Origin of the sequence: Fibrella forsythiae (genome assembly GCF_017353175.1) — a bacterium.
GTDB lineage: Bacteria > Bacteroidota > Bacteroidia > Cytophagales > Spirosomataceae > Fibrella > Fibrella forsythiae.
Genome location: NZ_JAFMYW010000002.1, coordinates 878,522 through 897,252, shown reverse-complemented (window position 1 = coordinate 897,252; position 18,731 = coordinate 878,522). Strand labels below are relative to the sequence as shown.

Sequence of the window (18,731 nt, the reverse complement as noted above, 5' to 3'; positions counted from 1 at the left end):
ACTATTCGGTGTCTTTATAACTTGAAAAGAATAATCGCTTCAACCGCGTCAGGCATTTATACTTCTGCGTCTTGGCGTTATCAGTATTCGTATAGCCAAACTTCTCGGTGATGGCCTGCATCGAAAGGTGGCGGATGTAAAAATCTTCAAGCAATGTTCGGCAGGGCTCGCCCAGTTTCGCCAGCGATTCGGCCATTTGGTCAAATTGCTGATCACGTCGCTGATGATCGGCCAGATCATCGGCAATTGATTCGGCGGGTTCCTCATCAAATTGATTGGCCCGAATCAGTGGCGAACGACCCCGTTGTGCCAACTGCTTCAGCCACAAACGACGGGCCACCGCGTATATAAATGTTTTTAGTTGGCAGTTCAACTCAAAATCCCCCGCCGACACTTTCTCAAAAAGCACAATAAGCGTTTCCTGATAAATGTCCTGGGCATCATCCGCAGACCCGCTGTTGTTGATCACCAACTGCGAAACCATTGGGTAATGCTGCCGATATAACTGACTAAGCGCCCGGTCAGAGCCTTCAGCCAATCCAATCAACAGGGCTTCATCTGTCGACAGCAACCGTGTCGTTTCCCTCATACACTGCTTACTAGTTAATACGGAATGGGTTAGTTGGTAACCCAAAAAAAAGATAAAATATTTTTCAAAAACGTGGGTTACCTTCTTTACTCTATCGTATTAAGGTATGGAAAGTTAACCAATAACACTTAAACATATAAAATCATGAAAGGCTTCGCAAAATCAGCTCTGTTCGTACTGTCTATCGTTTCTCTTGCTACTGCTTGTGAATCAAAAAAGACTGAGTCTACGACTACTACTACCGACTCTACAATGACTATGTCTAGCGACAGCAGCTCTATGGCTACTGATACAACGATGATGGCTCCTGAGTCGTCAACGATGACGTCTACGACTATGGCATCAGACTCAGCGAAATAATTTTCGCTAACCGCTTACAAAAAGCCCCTCGCAACCGAGGGGCTTTTTGCGTTTTAACCACACCCTAAACGTCTGACAATCAGCCTTTTTTATAGATTCTGCATGAGTTGCAGATCACTTACGCCTTACGCTAAGCGCTCATAAAAAAGCCGAAGCGTTTCGGCTCCGGCTTTTCGTTCTATGTCAATGTACCTAGTTATTGCTCGTTAACTTGGTCTTATTCTGACCGCCTTGTGCAATCATATCAGCCAGTACACGACCAGCTTCTGTCAGGTACGTATCTTTCTTTTTCTTAGCCTTAGGCGCATCGGCTGCTTCAGCTCCTTCCTGAGGCGCAGCTTTCTCCATGTTAGCCACTTTCTTCTCGGCGTCTTCTTTCTCTTTCTTACGCTTCGACTCCTGCAGTGATACTGTCGTGTTCTCTTTTGCTTTCTTGAACTCAGTAACAGCCTGCGCTTCACGTTTTAGATCAGCGTCTGTTTTCAACCGTTGCTCATACTTATCACGAAGCTTAACAGTCAGCTTATCAGTGATGAAGTTGGTAGCATCGAACCGAGCTGACGCAATTTGATCCCAGGGGAGCGCGCTTGGCTGCGAGCTTTCGCCAAAATCTTCGGCCGAGTAACGCGAAGGAAATTGGATATCAGGCGTGACACCTTTATGCTGCGTGCTGCTACCGTTAATCCGGTAGAACTTCTGTGTGGTCATTTTCACCTGACCAACCTTATCCTGCTCTTTGGGCAGCATGTTGTTCAGATCGATCAGTTGCTGCACGGTGCCTTTACCGAAGGTTTGGCCACCCACAATGATACCACGGTGATAATCCTGAATAGCAGCGGCAAAAATCTCAGATGCTGATGCGCTGAATCGATCAACAAGCACTGCTAGTGGACCATCGTAAGTAACCGATGGATCATTGTCAGCCATCACTTCCGTTTCGCCACCCGAATCACGTACCTGAACAACCGGGCCTTTCGGAATGAACAATCCAGTCAGGTTGATAGCCTCAATCAACGAGCCACCGCCATTCCCGCGCAAGTCAATAACAATACCGTCAACTTTCTGCATTTTCAGTGAGTCGATCAGATTTTTCACGTCAGTCGTCGTACTGGCCACATCTGATTCCCGACGACGGGCTCCTTCAAAATCACGGTAGAACACCGGTAGTATAACAACGCCAAACTTATAGGTGTGGCCTTCTTCTGTAATATCAATTACCTCTTTATGAGCACGACCTTCTTCCAGTTTGATCTTCTCGCGAACAATCCGTATCTCCTTGGGTACGTCGGTAGCCAACGCCGATGGCGATTTAATCTGAAGACGAACCACCGTTCCTTTCGGGCCTTTGATCAGCTTCACGGCATCATCAACCTGCATACCAATCACGCTGACAACAGGTCCTGTTTCGCCCTGAGCAACACCGATAATCTTGTCTCCTGCCGTAAACTGTTTACTGCGGAACGCCGGACCACCAGGCACCAGATCTGTGATCTTGATATACTCACCGTCTTCCTGCAACCGAGCACCAATGCCTTCCAGCGATGCGCTCATCTCCTCATTGAACCGGTCGGCCGTACGGGGAGCCAGATAGTTTGTATGCGGATCGAGAGTTTCGCCAAAAGCATTCATGTACCACTGAAACACATCTTCGCTCTTGATCCGGCCCAGGTTTTTGCTCAGGTTTTTGTAGCGGCTGTTCATCAGGCTAGCCACAGACGTATCAGCCTTACCAGCCAATTTAAGCTCCAGCGCCTGATTCTTCAGCATTTTACGCCATAGATCGTTTTGCTCATCAAGGGATTTAGGCCACTGGGCTTTTTCCCGATCCACGTTATAGCTTTCGTCGGCGGTAAACGAGAACGGTTTACTCAGTGTCTGCTTCACAAATTCATTCCGCTCATTGAACCGCTTCCGAAATACGTTGTACATATCGAATGCTGCAGTCAGGTCACCGTTGACCAGCGCATCATCGATCTGATTCTTGTATTTCTCGAATGACGTTACATCTGACGCCAGAAAGTACACCTTGCTGGGGTCCATTTCCTTCAGATAGTTTGTCCATACCACAGCCGATAACGAATCGCTCAACCGCACTTTGCGATAGTGATAACGCGTTAACAACTGGGTAACAGCCTGTTCCACGCGCTCCTGTGTAACAGTAGGCTTCAAATCGTCGCCCGAGGGAGTCCAGACGGTTGAGTGCTGACCAATAGAAGCCGAAGCCGTAGGCGATTCTTGCTGAAGACTCAGCATCAGCACAGGAACCAGTGTAATCAGGTATTTTCTCATTGGCAGAATAAGCAAATCAGTGGATTAGTGAACGAGTCAACGTCTGGTTGTTTACTGGCAATCCATGCAGTCACTCGTTCACTAATCCACCAATTCACTAATTAGTTTTTACAATGTCTAACAACTCAATGTCAAAAATAAGCGTCGAGCCAGGCCCGATATCGGTACCTGCACCCCGGTCACCGTAGGCGATGTCTGATGGAATAAACACTTTCCATTTCGAGCCAACGGGCATCAATTGTAACACTTCAGTCCAGCCTTTAATCACTTCTGTTACGCCAAATTCGGCTGGTCCACGCTCTACTGAACTATCAAATACCTTACCGTCAATCAACTTGCCGGTGTAATGCACTTTTACCCGGTCGGAGGCAACAGGCTTGGCCCCTGTACCAGTCTTCTCTATTAGATACTGTAAACCGCTGGCCGTGGTTTGAACACCGGGCTTTGATTTATTTTCTGCCAGAAAGGTTGCGCCAATTTTTTTGTTGCCTTCTGCTGCTTTACTCGATTCAGCATTCTTGGCGGCATATTGCTTCTGCATATAGGCCATCATGATTTGCTGCATCTGTGGCTCGGCTAGTTGCAATGGCTGACCTTTCAGTGCATCCTCAATCCCCTTGGCCATGATCGACGTGTTGACATCGGTCATACCCTGCTGTTTCATGCTTTGGGCAACACTGTAGCCTACACTATAGCTTAACGAATCCTGGCTATTCGAAAATAACGATTTCCGGGCGGCGGCGGGGGCAGATTTAGCTTTTACCGATTTAACGGGCGCACCTGTTTTTTTAACCTGGGCAATAGCATGATTGGCAACAAACAGGGTCGACACAACGCCGACGGCAACAAAACGGGAAACAAACATGAGGAAGAGAGTATGTGGTTAATGTACCAACGGTTTGGTACACAGAAAACGTGGTTATAACCCTAAAAAGTTTTGCATTTCAGCTTATATCCTGCTTAAAATAACAACCGGACAGCTAATTGTCCAAACAGGATGTGGCTGATAGACTGATTACTAGCAAACAGCAAAAAAGCCCGCACTTAGTAGCGCGGGCTTCGTTAATTTATCTTAAAATGGTTATTTCACTTCTTCGTAGTCAACATACTCACCGCCTTTCATAGGCGATCCTCCCTTTCGAGTTGGGTTTGAGGCCACCCGCGTCTCGCCCTCACGAAACGGCTGGGTACGTTCGGTAGCCCGCCGCTGCTCTTTTACCAACTGCCGGCCAACCAGCAGATAGAACACAAATCGACGTACCGGAGGCACGAAAATAATGAGGAGGGTAAAAACGAGCAGGACTTTCAATAACATAACCGACGTTGGTTTGACTCTGTAGTATACCGACTATAACGCCGCCCTATGGGCTTTAGTTTACTGACCATATAAGGCTTTCCCGGCAGCTTCATACTTGTCACCGGCTATCCAGAAAGGGCGGGTGTTCCGGTCAGCAATGAGCCGGGCGGCACGAGCGTAGGACTGGCAGAACTTCAGCAGGTAGTCGTAATCAATGGTATCGGGGTTATCAGACACTTGATGGTAATTCTTCATCAACTCTTCATCAAACGCTTTGAAGCCTTCCGATAAGGTAGGAGCCGGAACGCCTTTCGCCGCGAAACTGACATTGTCTGACCGATCGAATAATCCCTGTTCGGGCGCTGGCTCGGCGAAAACGGAGAGCCCAAATTGAGCCGCGGCCTGCTCGATCTCGGCTTTTGCGCCCGTTCGCTCAAGCCCGATCACCGAAATCAGTTTAGTGTCGTTGTAGCCAGCGCCATCAATGTTGAAGTTAAAAATTGTCTGCTTGAGCGGCACCAGCGGGTGTTCAGCGTAGTAGCGGCTGCCCAGGAGCCCAACCTCTTCGCCGGTCAGGGCAACAATAATCACTGACCGCTTAGGCCGTTGCGCCATGAGCGTTTTAGCGGCGGCAATCAGGCCGACGGTTCCCATTCCGTTATCGCGGGCACCATTATAGATCGTATCAGCAGCCGTTACCGAGCCAACGCCCGCCTTAGCTGTGCCAATGTGATCGTAGTGGGCCGTTAACAATACGTATTCCGATTTCAGGGTTGGGTCCGTTCCTTCCACAACACCGGCCACGTTTACAGCATTGAGCGGTTGTGCGCTCCGTCCTGATGTACGAACGGTCACCGACCTGTTATCTTTTATGCCAGCCAGTTGTCCTTTACCATTATCAGCCCAGATGTGTAGAATCGGCGTTTGCCCGGGCGCTTCGGCAGTTGGAATACTGATCTGCTCGCTATTAAAGAAGCGGTTGGCAAAAGTCCAGGGGGTGGCGGGCGAAGCAAACAGTTCGATGATACCTATAGCACCGCGTTCAGATGCCAGCTTACGTTTAGCTGTCATGGCACTGATCAGATCGCGTGGGCTTTTGGCCTCAGCAGATCCTACTTGCGTAATCACGAATTTACCTTTCACATCTTTGCCGGCGTAATCATCGGCCGTTAAGCCGTAGCCAACATAAACACTCTCGGCCATCTGATTGGCTGCACCACCTGCTACAACAACGAACTGCTTTCCAACCGATAGCGAGTCAGTTCCAAACCGAATTGTGCCTGATGCAGTAGGCTGGGTACGTTGCAGCGCTACAGTCTGGTAATAGCTGTTGTTATCGGCAACAGGTTTCAGGCCGATCTGCCGAAACTGCTCGGCAATGTACCGGGCAGCCACCATGTTTCCCGGCGAGCCAGTTCGGCGCCCCTGCAACTCATCAGACGCAATAAAGCGCAGATGGGCTTCCAGTTCGGCGCGGGTTAACTGGGCTTCGGGTAATACGGTGGCGGTTATTGGGGTGGCAACGGCACGTTTGCCCGACTTTGTTTGCTGGGCAATACCGGGCGTACCGGCAGCCACAAATGCGAAAGCGGTGGCCCCAAGAAGGAACCACCGGTCAATTGAATAGCTCATTGACGAGAAAACAAAAATTCCCATGTTAGGCAACACCACTCGGGTTACTAACAGGGGAATTTGGGTGAAAAGAGGAATAGTCTAAAATGGCTTCGATTGTCGACGGACGAGGTGCCCGCTCAATCTTATCCATCATGGCCCGAAGTTCGAGCGTATCGAGGAAAAAGCCCATTAATTCGGGCTCGCTCATGAGCGCCTCTTCGATTAGAAGATTTTCTTCCTCAGAAGTTTCTTCGTAGACGTACCGGATGACGTCATCTTGGGTAAATGTTTTTGTCATAGCTTACTGGACGTTTGCTTAACTGCTTGCGCAGGTTTATAAGTGCATAACGCATACGTCCCAAAGCGGTGTTAATGCTGACTCCGGTTGCATCGGCAATCTCCTGGAAACTCATTTCCTCGTAGTGCCGCATAATAAGTACCTGACGCTGTTGCTCCGGCAATCGCTGAATCAACTCGCGCAGATGCTCATGAGTTTCACGCCGAATTTGCACGGCCTCCACTGAGTCCTCGGCAAATTCGAGTGTGTTGAACACATTGCTTCCGTCTTCAAACACTACGTTGGGGTAGCGTTTATCTCGCCGGAAATAGTCGATGGCCAGATTGTGAGCAATACGGATAATCCAGGGAAGGAATTTGCCTTCTTCGTTATAACGCCCCGATTTGATGGTATCGACCGCCTTTATAAAGGTGTCCTGCATCAGATCTTCAGCTATATACTGATCTTTGACAATAAGATAGATGGTTGTATAAACCTTGTTCTTATGCCGCAAAACCAGCTTTTCGAAGGCTTTCTCACTACCACGGATGTACGACGAAATAAGCTCGCTGTCGTTAACCTGGGCTTTTTCCATTTCAGAAAGACAATTAGGTAACGTAGAGCGTTTAGTCGATAGTGTGTGTCCGTGTTAAGAATTGTGAGATATGCAGAGAATTAGTATCAAAGTAACAAACTACACCGAAAACTTACAAGTCAGGTCTGTAACTTTTTGTAACAATTCCAGAATGCAGCATCAATTTAGTAAGTATCCCCCAACAATCCTACTAAAACTATACCAAACTATACGGGAGTCGTGAGTAAAAGGATGCGTAACCATTCAATTTATTTGACAAAAAATCGTTGCGAGCGTTTAATTGAGAGGTGTAAACTACCTTCGTGGTGTTAAAAACAACGATTAAGCCGCAGTATCATGAAATTTGAAAAACACATCTTCGTCTGTACGAACCAGAAAGAATCGCCTAAAAAGTCATGCGGTGCCGAACATGGTGCCGCACTGCTCGACGCTTTCAAGCAGGAAATTACTCAACGTGGCCTGCAAAAGCAGGTTAGGGCTCAGCGGGCAGGCTGTTTGGATGCCTGTGCGTTTGGCCCGGCTTTAGTCATTTATCCCGAGGGAACGTATTACGGCAATGTACAAGTAGCCGATATTGCAGAAATTGTAGAAAAACACGTTGTCAATAAGGAAGTGGTCGAGCGCCTTGAGCTTAAATTCTAGGTCGATATCTTAGTTTAGCGTCCAACACCTCAGGCTTTCAACTTCCTTCGATCCATCAGCGAATCTCACTGAAAAGCTTGAGTTGTAGACGCTGAACTTACGTTTATGTACAAACACCTCTTTTTCGATCTTGACCATACGCTTTGGGATTTCGACCGTAACTCGTCGGAATCCATTGCCGAGATTTACGATACCTACCGGCTTGCAGAAGTAGGACTTTCCTCAGTAGATGCCTTTGCCGAGACGTTCATTACCGTGAACCGTCAGCTCTGGCGCGATTACGATCTGGACTTGATCGGGCATGAGTATATCCGCGCGAATCGCTTTCCAATGGTTTTTCGGGCCTTAGGCGTAGGCGATACCAGTTGCTGTGCTGATTTAAATACCGAATATTTACGACTACTTCCCCAGAAAGCGCACCTGACCGATTCGGCACGCGACGTGCTGGAGCACCTGCATGGCCGCTACCGGATGCATATTATTACGAATGGCTTTGCTGAAATTCAGGCCGTAAAGATGGCCGCCTCTGAGATTGCTCATTTTTTTGAAGAAGTTGTCACCACGCAGTCGGCGGACGCAAAGAAGCCTAATCCGCGCATTTTCGAGTACGCTCTGCAAGCTACGGGTGCTACGGTTGCCGAAAGCCTGATGTTGGGCGACAACTACGAAGCGGATATTCTGGGAGCCAAAGCCGTTGGACTAGATACGGTATTTTATAATCCGAAAGGGCAGCAGGTCGACGAGCCAGCCACGTACGACATCCGCCACTGGAACGAACTGATGGGTATTCTGTAAAATCCTTCGGTACATATTCTCCAATCACCCCATGCGGAAGGTCTGCCTCCAACTGCTGTTCCTCATTGTACCCGTTTCACTAGCCGCTCAACCAGTTGATGTTTGTGTGTATGGTGGTACGTCGGCGGGCGTGATGGCGGCTGTTTCGGCCAAGCGGCTGGGTAAATCGGTGCTGCTCATCGAGCCGGGCCGTCACCTTGGCGGGCTTTCATCAGGTGGGCTTGGGGCAACCGACATTGGCAACAAATTCGCTGTTACCGGGTTAGCACGCGATTTCTACCGGCGAATTGGTGCGCATTACGGGCATCTGGAGCAATGGACATTCGAGCCGCATGTAGCAGAAACGATTTTCAACACGTACCTGCGCGAAGCCAACCTGAACCCAGTGATGGAGCACCGGTTAGTCTCGGTCATGAAAGCCGGTAACCGCCTCACAGGGATTGTGGTGGAGCCATCTAATTCGCCAGGCAACAGGCAGACGACGACCAAGACGATCTATGCCAAACAGTTCATCGATTGTAGTTACGAAGGCGACCTTATGGCAAAGGCGGGCGTCACCTACACCGTTGGGCGTGAAGCGAACAGCCAGTATGGCGAAACCTGGAACGGTGTACAATTCCTGGACAAGCATCAGTTTCCCGATGGCGTTGACCCCTACAACGTACCTGGCAAACCGGAAAGCGGCCTGCTATGGGGCGTAACAACAGAAACACTGGCCGCCAGAGGAGCAGGCGATCATAAAATTCAGGCCTACAATTACCGAATGTGCCTGACAGATGATCCGGCAAATCGTGTTCCGATTTCGCGACCGGCCCGCTACGATTCAAGCAAGTATGAATTACTGGTACGGCAAATTCAGCAGAAAACACCCGGCGAATTGACCTGGAATCTGATGCATTTTGTGGCGATGCCCAACCGCAAAACAGACATTAACAATTGCGGTGGTCTATCCACCGACATGATTGGCGCCAACTGGACGTACCCAGACGCCGATTATAACCAGCGAGCGCAGATCGTTCGTGATCATGAAGACTATACGAAAGGACTTTTCTATTTCATCGGGCATGATCCGCGCGTGCCGAAACACCTGCGCGATGAGATGCTGCGCTGGGGCTACCCGAAAGATGAGTATCCTGACAATGATCATTTTTCGCATCAATTATACATTCGGGAAGCGCGACGGATGGTTGGCGACTATGTGATGACGCAAGCCAACTGCGAAGGAAAAGCAATCGTGTCGGACGGCATTGGTATGGCCGCTTACACCATGGACTCGCATAACTGCCAGCGCCTTGTTGTCATACAGGCAAGTGGTAAAGCGATGGTGCGCAACGAGGGCGATGTACAGGTAGGCGGTTTTCCACCGTATCCCATCAGCTACAGAGCACTGGTGCCCAAGTCAGGGCAGGTACGCAATTTGCTGGTGCCGGTTTGCCTCTCTGCCAGCCACATCGCCTACGGTTCTATCCGGATGGAACCCGTGTTTATGGTACTGGGGCAAACAGCCGGAGCGGCTGCGGCTCAGGCGATTGATCAACAGGTGTCGGTTCAATCGATCAATGTAGCTCAGTTACAGCGCACATTACGCGAGAATCCGTTGCTCGACGGGAGTCGGCCGGAGCTATTGATTGATGATGACGATTCGCTGCGGGTCAGCCGTCGGGGAAGCTGGCAACAGCTTACCAAAGGGAGTCAGTATGGGAAAGCGGCCCTTTTCAGTCAAGATAAACAGGCAACCGTGACATTCCGGGCCACCGGGCTGAAACCCGGTCGTTACCAGATTCTCTGCTACAACCCTACCCGCCGGGGCGGGGGCGGTAACCCCGATCAGGTAGCGCATCAGGCTGATAAGGCCAGTGCTGTAACAGTGCGGGTACTCGACGGGACGGTTAACAAGACGGTGCTGATCAATCAGCAAAAGCAGAATAACGACTGGATCAGCCTGGGTACGTTCCTGTTTACGGCTGGCACTGCGCCATCAGTTTCGTTGGAAGTAACTGGTTCTACGGAGCCCGTGGTGGCCGATGCCGTCTTATTTTTACCCATTCACGACTAAACACGCCAGGCGATTGAACCGGGTTTCAGTATGGTCGGAATCAAAACACAACTATCTATTCATCAACAGTTTAACGAACACTTCTGCAACCCTAAATCCAAACTTATCCAATCATGACTCTTCAACAATCAACGGCTCTGGTTACGGGCGGTGCATCGGGCCTTGGTGAGGCCACCGTACGGGCTTTTCATGCGGCGGGGGCCAACGTTATCATTGCCGATTTGAATCAGGATCGAGGCAGCGCACTTGCTACAGAATTAGGCGAACGTGTTCGGTTTGCCCTGACCAATGTGGCTAGTGAGGCAGACGTACGGCAGGCTATTTTGCTGTCAACCGACACCTTCGGTGCGCTGCACATTACGGTCAACTGCGCCGGTATTGCTGAAGCCCGGAAAACGATTGGTAAAGTAAACGGCGACTATGGCCCGCATTCGCTCGACGCCTTCCGTAAGACTATCGAGGTTAATCTTATCGGTACGTTCAACGTAATCCGGCTGGCGGCTTTTGCCATGGAGAAGAACGTACCCAACGCCGAAGGTGAGCGTGGCGTGATCATCAATACTGCTTCCGTTGCCGCTTACGATGGGCAAATCGGGCAGGCCGCCTATTCGGCATCAAAAGGGGGAATTGTTGGTATGACCCTGCCCATTGCCCGCGACCTGTCGAAGTCGGGCATCCGGGTGATGACCATCGCACCGGGCCTGTTTGAAACGCCGCTGTTAGCCGCTTTACCCGAAGAAGCCCGCATATCGCTCGGTCAGCAGGTGCCATTCCCATCGCGCCTTGGCCGGCCAGCCGAATATGGCATGCTGGCCAAAAGCATCGTCGAAAACCCGATGCTCAACGGTGAAGTGATCCGCCTGGATGGAGCCATACGGATGGGGCCGAAATAATTAAAAAGCAGGAAAGGAGGAATGAAAGAAAGGAGGAAAGTTGCTTTCGGACAACCATTTTGTTTGCGAAAGCTCCCTTACCACCTTTCTTCCATTCCTGCTTTTCTCCCTAATCCCCTTACACTCCTCCCATCGTTTTCACGTACTGTGATGGCGTTTGGCCCGTTACGTCGCGAAACTGTCGGTTAAAGTTCGACATGGTTCGAAAACCACTTTCGTAACCGATCTGCGAAATCGACAAGTCACTATTGATCAGCAGTTTACAGGCATGACCAATCCTGACCTCCGTGACAAAATCAACGAAGGTTTTGTTAGTACGAACCTTAAAATAACGGCAAAAAGCAGACGGTGTCAGACCGGCAATATCCGCAACGGTATCTAGTTTAATAGCTTCGTGGAAGTGAGTCAGCACATACGTATGTACAGCCTGCATACGACGATACGCCTGCGACGATGCACTGCCCTCATCGGCATCAGCGGGCTTCATCGGATTACTGTAATTGGCGCTCGTGATCAACTGCACATCTGTGGCATGGGCCAGGTCATCCAGTAAGGCCAGGAAATCGAGCACGCGCCGGAAGGTAGGGGCCTGCACCACCAGTTTCCGCAAGGCCGCCACCGTTTGCTCGTGGGTTTCGCCTATCCAGGTCAACCCCTGACGAGAGCTTTCCAGAAGTTGCCGAATCCGGTGCATTTCGGGTTTATTGAAGAACTCGGAGCCCAGACAATCGTCGGTGAAATAAACAACGAGCCCATGTGTCTGTAAGCCCGATTCGGGCAGAAAATACGCCTGATCGCTACGCCACAAATGGGGCAGATCAGGGCCAATCATCACCAGATCACCGGGCGAAAAAGGCCGGATGGAATCGCCGATGAAACGCGTTCCTGTGCCTTCTTCAACAAGAAACAATTGATAGTGCGGATGGAAATGCCAGTTTGGATCGAAGTGGGGTTCAATCAGATCTCTGACAACGAATGAACCGATACCCGACTCAATATCCTTGCGCAGGGCAGATTTCATAAGCTAACCTTAACAATAAGCATGAATTAACACGAACAGGGGGGATACTTCTGTGTAGTTGCAAAAATAAAGTCAATATTAGACAAAAGTAGGCCAACAACATAAACAGAACAAAGATAGCTTTGTAGAAATATTTCCTGAATCAGTAGTACGAACCTTATAACCACCTACGCATGAATCGGCTTGGCATGAACCTGTTTACCTGGACGATGACCATGGATGAGGACCTCTCAGACACGCTAACGTACCTACAGCGAACTGGTTTTGATTTTGTAGAGATGCCAGTTGGCACTACGCCCGGTGCTCCAGCCGATCTGGCCAAATGGCAACGCCTTGGCCAACAGGCATCAGCTATTGGCCTGGCCGTTCAGACCTGCTCATTGCTTCCGCCCGAGCTTACCTTACTCAGCCCTGATGCGTCTGTTCGGAAAGCTGGTGTAACGTACCTGAAGCAGATTGTTGACTGCTCCGCCGCGGCCGGGTCGCCTATCCTGATGGGGCCTTTCTTCGCAGGTTTCAAAACATTCACGGGTAAGCCCGCGACCGCCGACGAATGGGCCTGGTCGGTCGATAGTATGAACGAAATTGCCGAGCACGCCCAGCAACAGAACGTGATGCTGGCGATCGAGTCGTTAAACCGATTCGAAACCTACCTGCTCACCTGCGCCGACGATACCAGACGGTATATTGAGGCCGTTGATCATCCGTACTGCCGGGCGGCTTTCGATTCATTCCACGCCAATATTGAAGAGAAAAACGTGGCCGACGCCATCCGCACGCTCGCCCCGTATCTGGTGCATGTGCAGCTTTCGGAAAACGACCGGTCAACGCCCGGAAAAGGGCAGGTCGACTTCGATAAGATCTTGCAGGCCCTGGGTGATATCGATTACACGGGCCCTATTGCCATTGAAGCTTTTGGTGTTAACCCGCCCGAGCTGGCCGCAGCCACCCATATTTTCCGGCCCATGTTCAACTCGCCGGAACAGTTGGCGCGCGAAGGACTTAGCCACATTAAACTGTTAATGAGCCAATTAGTGAACGACTAACTTTTTACAATGATTAACATCGCCATCGTTGGCCTCGGGTTTGGGGCTGAATTTATTCCAATTTACCAGCGCCATCCGCTGGCCAATATGTACGCTATCTGCCAGCGCAACGTCGAAAGCCTTAATAAAATAGGTGACGATTACGGCATCCAGGTACGTTACAGCAATTACGATGAACTCCTGGCCGACCCCAACGTTGATGCCGTTCACATTAATTCGCCCATCCCAAATCACGCCGAGCAAAGCCTGAAAGCCCTGCGCGCTGGCAAGCACGTAGCCTGCACCGTACCGATGGCCACCACCGTTGAGGAGTGTAAGGAGATTGTTCGGGTGACCCGCGAAACGGGTAAGAAATACATGATGATGGAGACCGTGGTCTATGCCCGCGAGTTTCTGTTCGTAAAAGAGATGTATGAAAAAGGTGAGCTGGGTAAGGTACAATTCCTGAAAGCAAGCCACCAGCAGGATATGGACGGCTGGCCCGACTACTGGCCTGGTTTGCCACCGATGCATTACGCTACGCACTGCGTTGGCCCCGTGGCCGGTTTGCTTCGTCTGGAAGCCGACTACGTATCCTGCTTCGGCTCGGGTACGATCCGCCCCGAACTGGCGGCGATTCACAACTCGCCATTTGCCGTCGAATCGGCCCATATCAAGTTCAAAGATAGCGACTTATCAGCCTACGTATACCGGTCTCTGTTCGATGTGGCGCGGCAATATCGGGAGAGTTTTGAAGTCTACGGCGACAAGAAATCGTTTGAGTGGCAGTTGATCGAAGACGAGCAACCGGTCATTCACACGGCTAAGAAACCGGAGCCTGAGATTCCTGAAAAAGTGACCGTACCCGACTTCGCGCACCTGCTACCCGCCGAAATTCAACGCTTTACGACCAAAGGCGTGTATGATGCCGACGAAACGCAGCACCTTTCCTTTACGCAGGGCGGCGGTCATGGTGGGTCGCACCCACACATGGTACACGAATTCCTGACTGCCCTCACCGAAGACCGCGATCCATTCCCGAATGCCGCCCAATCGGCCAACTGGACGAGCGTTGGCATCCTGGCCCACGAGTCGGCTATGAAGGGCGGAGAGATCATGAAATTACCCGATTTCAACTAGCCAATTTTAATTATTAGACGCTGATTACAAGCCTATTGGCTCCTGAGTATTCGCAGCGATAAGCCAATAGTCAGCGTCTGATATTCGCTGATTTCTTCAACTTGACAAACGATGTATAACCCATGACTTTCTCATTAAACCGATCGTTGCTGGTAACCGCGCTCACGACGCTGGTCCTCGCCAACTGCACCCGTACTCCGACGAAAGTCATCAAGGATATGGACGGGAGTACGACGAAAACGTCGTCGGCCCGCAAGAGTGGTCCCCGTCGCACAGAAATCCTGTTTCTGGGCGATAACGGCCACCACAAGCCCATTGAACGGGTACCACAACTGATGGCCGCCCTGGGAAGCCGGGGTATCAACATTACGTATACTGACAAGTTGGAGGACCTGACGACCGACAACCTGTCGAAATACGATGGGCTTCTGATCTATGCCAACTGGGATTCAATTCCAAAACCACAAGAACGCGCTTTACTCGACTACGTAGCGGCCGGGCATGGCGTTATTCCGGTTCACTGCGCGTCGTACTGCTTCCGTAACTCACCCGAATATGTCGATAAAGTAGTGGGTGGTCAATTCTGGCGGCACCGGATGGATACGATTCAAACCCGATTCACGCAGCCTGACAACGCCATCACGGCCGGCTTACCCTCGTTCAAGGCATTCGACGAAACGTACCTGCACACCCACTTGCAGGCCGACAACAACGTACTGGCGGTTCGCCCCATTAAAGCCGATCAGGCGAAGGATAAGCCTGGTGTCGCCGAAGAGCCCTACACCTGGACACGTACCTACGGAAAAGGCCGCGTTTTCTACACGGCCTATGGGCATGACGAACGTACCTGGAGTCAGCCAGCTTTCCAGCAATTATTGGAGCGCGGTATTCTCTGGGCCGTTGGCGACGGCGTGAAGAAACAGCACGACGACCTAAAGCCACAGGCATTTGCGTATAAGTCGGCCAACCTGCCGAACTACGAAAAACGCCCTGGCGAACAGATGGAGCAGTTACCGCTCTCACCCGAAGAGTCGATGAAGCACCTGCAGGTACCCGTCGACTTTACGATGAACCTCTTCGCGCATGAGCCAAACGTGATGCACCCGATTGCCATGACCTGGGATGACCGCGGTCGGCTTTACGTGCTGATTACTAAGGATTATCCGAACGAGCGAAAGCCTGAAGGTGGTTCTGATTCCATCGTTATCTGCGAAGATACCGACGGCGACGGCAAGGCCGATAAGTTCACCAACTTCGCCGATGGCCTGAGCATTCCCACGGGTATGGCCTTCGCTAATGGCGGATTGGTGGTATCGCAGGCACCGCATATGCTGTACCTGCGCGATACCAACGGCGACGATAAAGCCGATGAAAAGAAGATTCTGTTTACGGGTTTCGGTACGTTTGATACCCACGCCGGTCCAAGCAACCTGCACTATGGTTTCGACAACTGGGTTTGGGGTAGTGTTGGTTACTCAGGCTTTAAAGGTGTGGTGGGCAACAACCCCGATACGCTTCGGTTCAGCCAGGGTTTCTTCCGGTTCAAACCCGATGGCTCGCAACTGGAATACATGACCAACACGTCAAACAATACCTGGGGCCTTGGTTTCGACGAAACGGGTAACGTGTTCGGATCGACCGCCAACAATAGCCACGGCTGGTACATGGCCATTCCAAACAAATCCTTCAACGCTCGTCCGGGCAGTATGGCCGGTAGCCGCAGCACCGATACACATAAAGACATGAAGCCCATTACCGAACGGGTACGTCAGGTCGACGTGTTTGGCGGGTTCACGGCGGCGGCGGGTCATAACCTGTATACTGCCCGCGCTTTCCCGAAAGAATACTGGAATCAGGTTGCGTTCGTCAGCGAGCCAACCGGACATATCGTTCACCAGAACCGGATGGTAAAACAGGGATCTGACTTCTCAGATGCCGAAACCGGTGCCGGAAGTTTCAACCTGATAGCTGGTGCCGACGAATGGTTTGCGCCCGTTTTCGCCGAAGTAGGCCCTGACGGAGCCGTGTGGGTAGCCGACTGGTATAGCTATATCATCCAGCACAACCCGGTACCGCAGGGATTCAAAAACGGATCGGGCAATGCCTACGAGACACCCCTCCGCGACTTTACCCACGGCCGGATCTACCGCGTGGGCTACTCGAAAGCACCAACATACACCGCGCCTAAACTGAATCGGAACGACCCGGCCAGTTTGGTAGCCGCCCTGAAAAACGATAATCTGTTTTGGCGTATGCACGCTCAGCGTCTGCTGGTTGAACGCGGAAACAAAGACGTAGCTCCCCAACTGTGGGCTATTGCCAACGATCCGAAAGTTGATGAGATCGGCCTGAACGCACCTGCTGTCAATGCTTTATGGACATTACACGGTTTGGGTGCCATTACGCCCAGCGAGTTGGAAAAAGCCCTGAAACATCCTTCTGCTGGCGTTCGTAAAACAGCCGTGCAAGTGATGCCTCGTACGGGTGCAGGTGTGACCATGCTATTGGCCCAAAAGTCACTCTACGATGCAGAACCGCTCGTTGTGCTGAATAGCCTACTGGCCCTTAGCGAAGCACCAGCCAGCCCAGCCACAGATGAAGCCGTTTTGGCCCGTCTGCGCCAGACGTCAGGCAACGACGACCGCTGGTTACCCGATGCGTTTGCCTGTGCCATGAACAGCAACAACGCCCGTTTATTCCGTCAGTGGCTGGGTTCGATTACAAAGCCGGCCGCCACGGGAGCCGGTTCTGGCCTAACAGCCAGCACGCATGCCGGCATGGATCATAGCCAGCACGGCCCGATGGCCAGCATGGCTGAACAGCCCGCCAGCCAAACACCAGCACCTGCCACGACGCAACGTTCTGTAAACGGCGTTGATCTGGTTGTCAGCAAAGTGACTACCGAGCCAACGCGGCCTGTTGTTCGTGAATCGGCCCGCACAACGATTTACGTAACTAATCAGGGTACCGAAGCCATTCCGAAAGGCACCGTGGTTCCGCTGACCATGCGGTTTGAAGGCAGCACCAGCGCAACGGCCGGCCCAAAAATCGACTTCGTTAGCCGCACCTTCGACGCGGGTATTGCTCCTGGTGAAACCGTGGCGATTACCCGAACAAACAACGGTCCCTGGGTAGGCGATCTATCGGTTATGGGCGAAAAAGCAGGTGATTACACGCTGTCAGTGAGCATCGACAAAGACGCAACACTGCCCGATGCGGATCGTAGAAACAATAACTACACCGCCAAAATCACCTTCCGGGCACCGGCTCAGTTACGCACCGTAGCGCTGGAGAGAGCCGCCCGCGCCTACGCGTCAACTGCGACGCCCGACTCGGTGGTGATGATGTTGCAAAAAGCAACGAAGCTCGAAAGTGATGAGGCGCTGGCACTGGTGAAAGGCTTGTCTGATGGCTACAACTACACCCGTGGAAACAACCGGCCAAAACCATCAGACAGTCAGCAACCAATCCTGGCCAGCTTGAGCAACAACCTGCCGGAAGATGCCCGTCCACGCCTGAATCGTTTGCTCGAATCATGGGGCCTGCGCGATGCCAATGCCGATATAGATCCAAACGCGGTCGTGATTCAGATGAAGACGGTACGCGAAGAGATGCGTTTCGACAAGAAAGCGTTCAGCGTGCCGGCTGGCAAAACGGTGATCATCGTGCTTGAGAATCCAGACGCCATGCAGCACAACCTTGTTGTTGGTAAACCTAAATCGACGGACCGGATTGGCAAATTAGCCGATGCGATGATCACGGCGAAGGATGGTGCCGAGAAAAACTACGTACCTGAGTCATCGGATATTCTGGCCTCTACAGCGCTGGTTAATCCAAATCAAACAGTACGGTTACGTTTCAAAGCGCCCGACCAGCCCGGCGAATACCCCTATCTGTGCACATTCCCCGGTCACTGGCGTATCATGAACGGCGTTATGACCGTGACAGAAGCCGCCAAACCAAGCACAGCGAAATAATTACGGATAGCGTAACGACAAACAGGCGTTGCAGGATGGTCTTTTGCCAATCTGCAACGCCTGTTTGTCGTTGAAAGCCATCCTCCTCAGCTGGCCATTCGCTCAGATAAGCTAACTGTATGTATATACACTTGTTCTATAGACGAGTAGCAAACCCCTAC

15 protein-coding genes are annotated in these 18,731 nt (G+C 51.3%); 7 read left to right on the top strand and 8 right to left on the bottom strand.

The features are described from left to right. Position 1: 1 nt before the first annotated feature. From J2I46_RS09730 to J2I46_RS09700, 7 genes are all read right to left on the bottom strand, one after another. Positions 2 to 589 carry an RNA polymerase sigma factor gene (locus J2I46_RS09730; protein WP_207328806.1) on the bottom strand — a complete coding sequence of 196 codons (588 nt, stop codon included), beginning with the start codon at positions 587 to 589 and terminating at the stop codon, positions 2 to 4. A 552-nt stretch (positions 590 to 1,141) separates the two neighbouring features. Then, positions 1,142 to 3,238 carry a carboxy terminal-processing peptidase gene (locus tag J2I46_RS09725; RefSeq protein ID WP_207328805.1) on the bottom strand — a complete coding sequence of 699 codons (2,097 nt, stop codon included), beginning with the start codon at positions 3,236 to 3,238 and terminating at the stop codon, positions 1,142 to 1,144. A gap of 97 nt (positions 3,239 to 3,335) precedes the next feature. Next, positions 3,336 to 4,103 (bottom strand): BamJ family beta-barrel-assembly machinery protein, encoded by a 768-nt coding sequence (bamJ, locus tag J2I46_RS09720; protein WP_207328804.1) that lies wholly within the window; start codon positions 4,101 to 4,103, stop codon positions 3,336 to 3,338. A 216-nt stretch (positions 4,104 to 4,319) separates the two neighbouring features. Next, positions 4,320 to 4,553, bottom strand: coding sequence for a DUF4834 domain-containing protein (locus tag J2I46_RS09715; protein WP_207328803.1), 234 nt, complete (start codon positions 4,551 to 4,553; stop codon positions 4,320 to 4,322). A 60-nt stretch (positions 4,554 to 4,613) separates the two neighbouring features. Next, entirely contained in the window at positions 4,614 to 6,167 is a 1,554-nt protein-coding gene (locus J2I46_RS09710; protein WP_207328802.1) for a M28 family peptidase, read from the bottom strand. A gap of 25 nt (positions 6,168 to 6,192) precedes the next feature. Next, a complete protein-coding gene (locus J2I46_RS09705; RefSeq protein ID WP_207328801.1) occupies positions 6,193 to 6,447 on the bottom strand; it encodes a hypothetical protein in 255 nt (84 codons plus the stop codon). Further along, complete coding sequence (locus tag J2I46_RS09700) at positions 6,422 to 7,021, bottom strand: RNA polymerase sigma factor (protein ID WP_085410225.1); 600 nt, start codon at positions 7,019 to 7,021, stop codon at positions 6,422 to 6,424. The genes J2I46_RS09705 and J2I46_RS09700 overlap by 26 nt, the downstream gene beginning before the upstream one ends. 336 nt (positions 7,022 to 7,357) lie before the next feature. Between J2I46_RS09700 and J2I46_RS09695 the strand changes: the two genes are divergently transcribed. From J2I46_RS09695 to J2I46_RS09680, 4 genes are all read left to right on the top strand, one after another. Next, the gene (locus J2I46_RS09695; protein ID WP_207328800.1) at positions 7,358 to 7,663 is read left to right on the top strand and encodes a (2Fe-2S) ferredoxin domain-containing protein; all 306 of its coding nucleotides are present in this window, start codon (positions 7,358 to 7,360) and stop codon (positions 7,661 to 7,663) included. A gap of 105 nt (positions 7,664 to 7,768) precedes the next feature. Next, complete coding sequence (locus J2I46_RS09690) at positions 7,769 to 8,458, top strand: YjjG family noncanonical pyrimidine nucleotidase (protein WP_207328799.1); 690 nt, start codon at positions 7,769 to 7,771, stop codon at positions 8,456 to 8,458. A gap of 31 nt (positions 8,459 to 8,489) precedes the next feature. Beyond that, on the top strand, positions 8,490 to 10,514 hold the full coding sequence (locus J2I46_RS09685) for an FAD-dependent oxidoreductase (protein WP_207328798.1): 2,025 nt from the start codon (positions 8,490 to 8,492) through the stop codon (positions 10,512 to 10,514). A gap of 113 nt (positions 10,515 to 10,627) precedes the next feature. After that, a complete protein-coding gene (locus J2I46_RS09680; RefSeq protein ID WP_207328797.1) occupies positions 10,628 to 11,407 on the top strand; it encodes a 3-hydroxyacyl-CoA dehydrogenase in 780 nt (259 codons plus the stop codon). A gap of 118 nt (positions 11,408 to 11,525) precedes the next feature. Here the strand turns inward: J2I46_RS09680 and J2I46_RS09675 are convergent, their stop codons facing one another. Further along, on the bottom strand, positions 11,526 to 12,428 hold the full coding sequence (locus J2I46_RS09675; RefSeq protein ID WP_207328796.1) for an AraC family transcriptional regulator: 903 nt from the start codon (positions 12,426 to 12,428) through the stop codon (positions 11,526 to 11,528). A gap of 173 nt (positions 12,429 to 12,601) precedes the next feature. Between J2I46_RS09675 and J2I46_RS09670 the strand changes: the two genes are divergently transcribed. The 3 genes from J2I46_RS09670 (at position 12,602) to J2I46_RS09660 (ending at position 18,570) form a co-directional block, all read left to right on the top strand. Then, positions 12,602 to 13,474 carry a sugar phosphate isomerase/epimerase family protein gene (locus J2I46_RS09670; protein ID WP_207328795.1) on the top strand — a complete coding sequence of 291 codons (873 nt, stop codon included), beginning with the start codon at positions 12,602 to 12,604 and terminating at the stop codon, positions 13,472 to 13,474. Positions 13,475 to 13,483: 9 nt separating this feature from the next. Beyond that, entirely contained in the window at positions 13,484 to 14,593 is a 1,110-nt protein-coding gene (locus tag J2I46_RS09665; protein WP_207328794.1) for a Gfo/Idh/MocA family protein, read from the top strand. A gap of 122 nt (positions 14,594 to 14,715) precedes the next feature. Next, positions 14,716 to 18,570, top strand: a complete 3,855-nt coding sequence (locus tag J2I46_RS09660; RefSeq protein ID WP_207328793.1) for a PVC-type heme-binding CxxCH protein — start codon at positions 14,716 to 14,718, stop codon at positions 18,568 to 18,570. Positions 18,571 to 18,731: the final 161 nt, after the last annotated feature.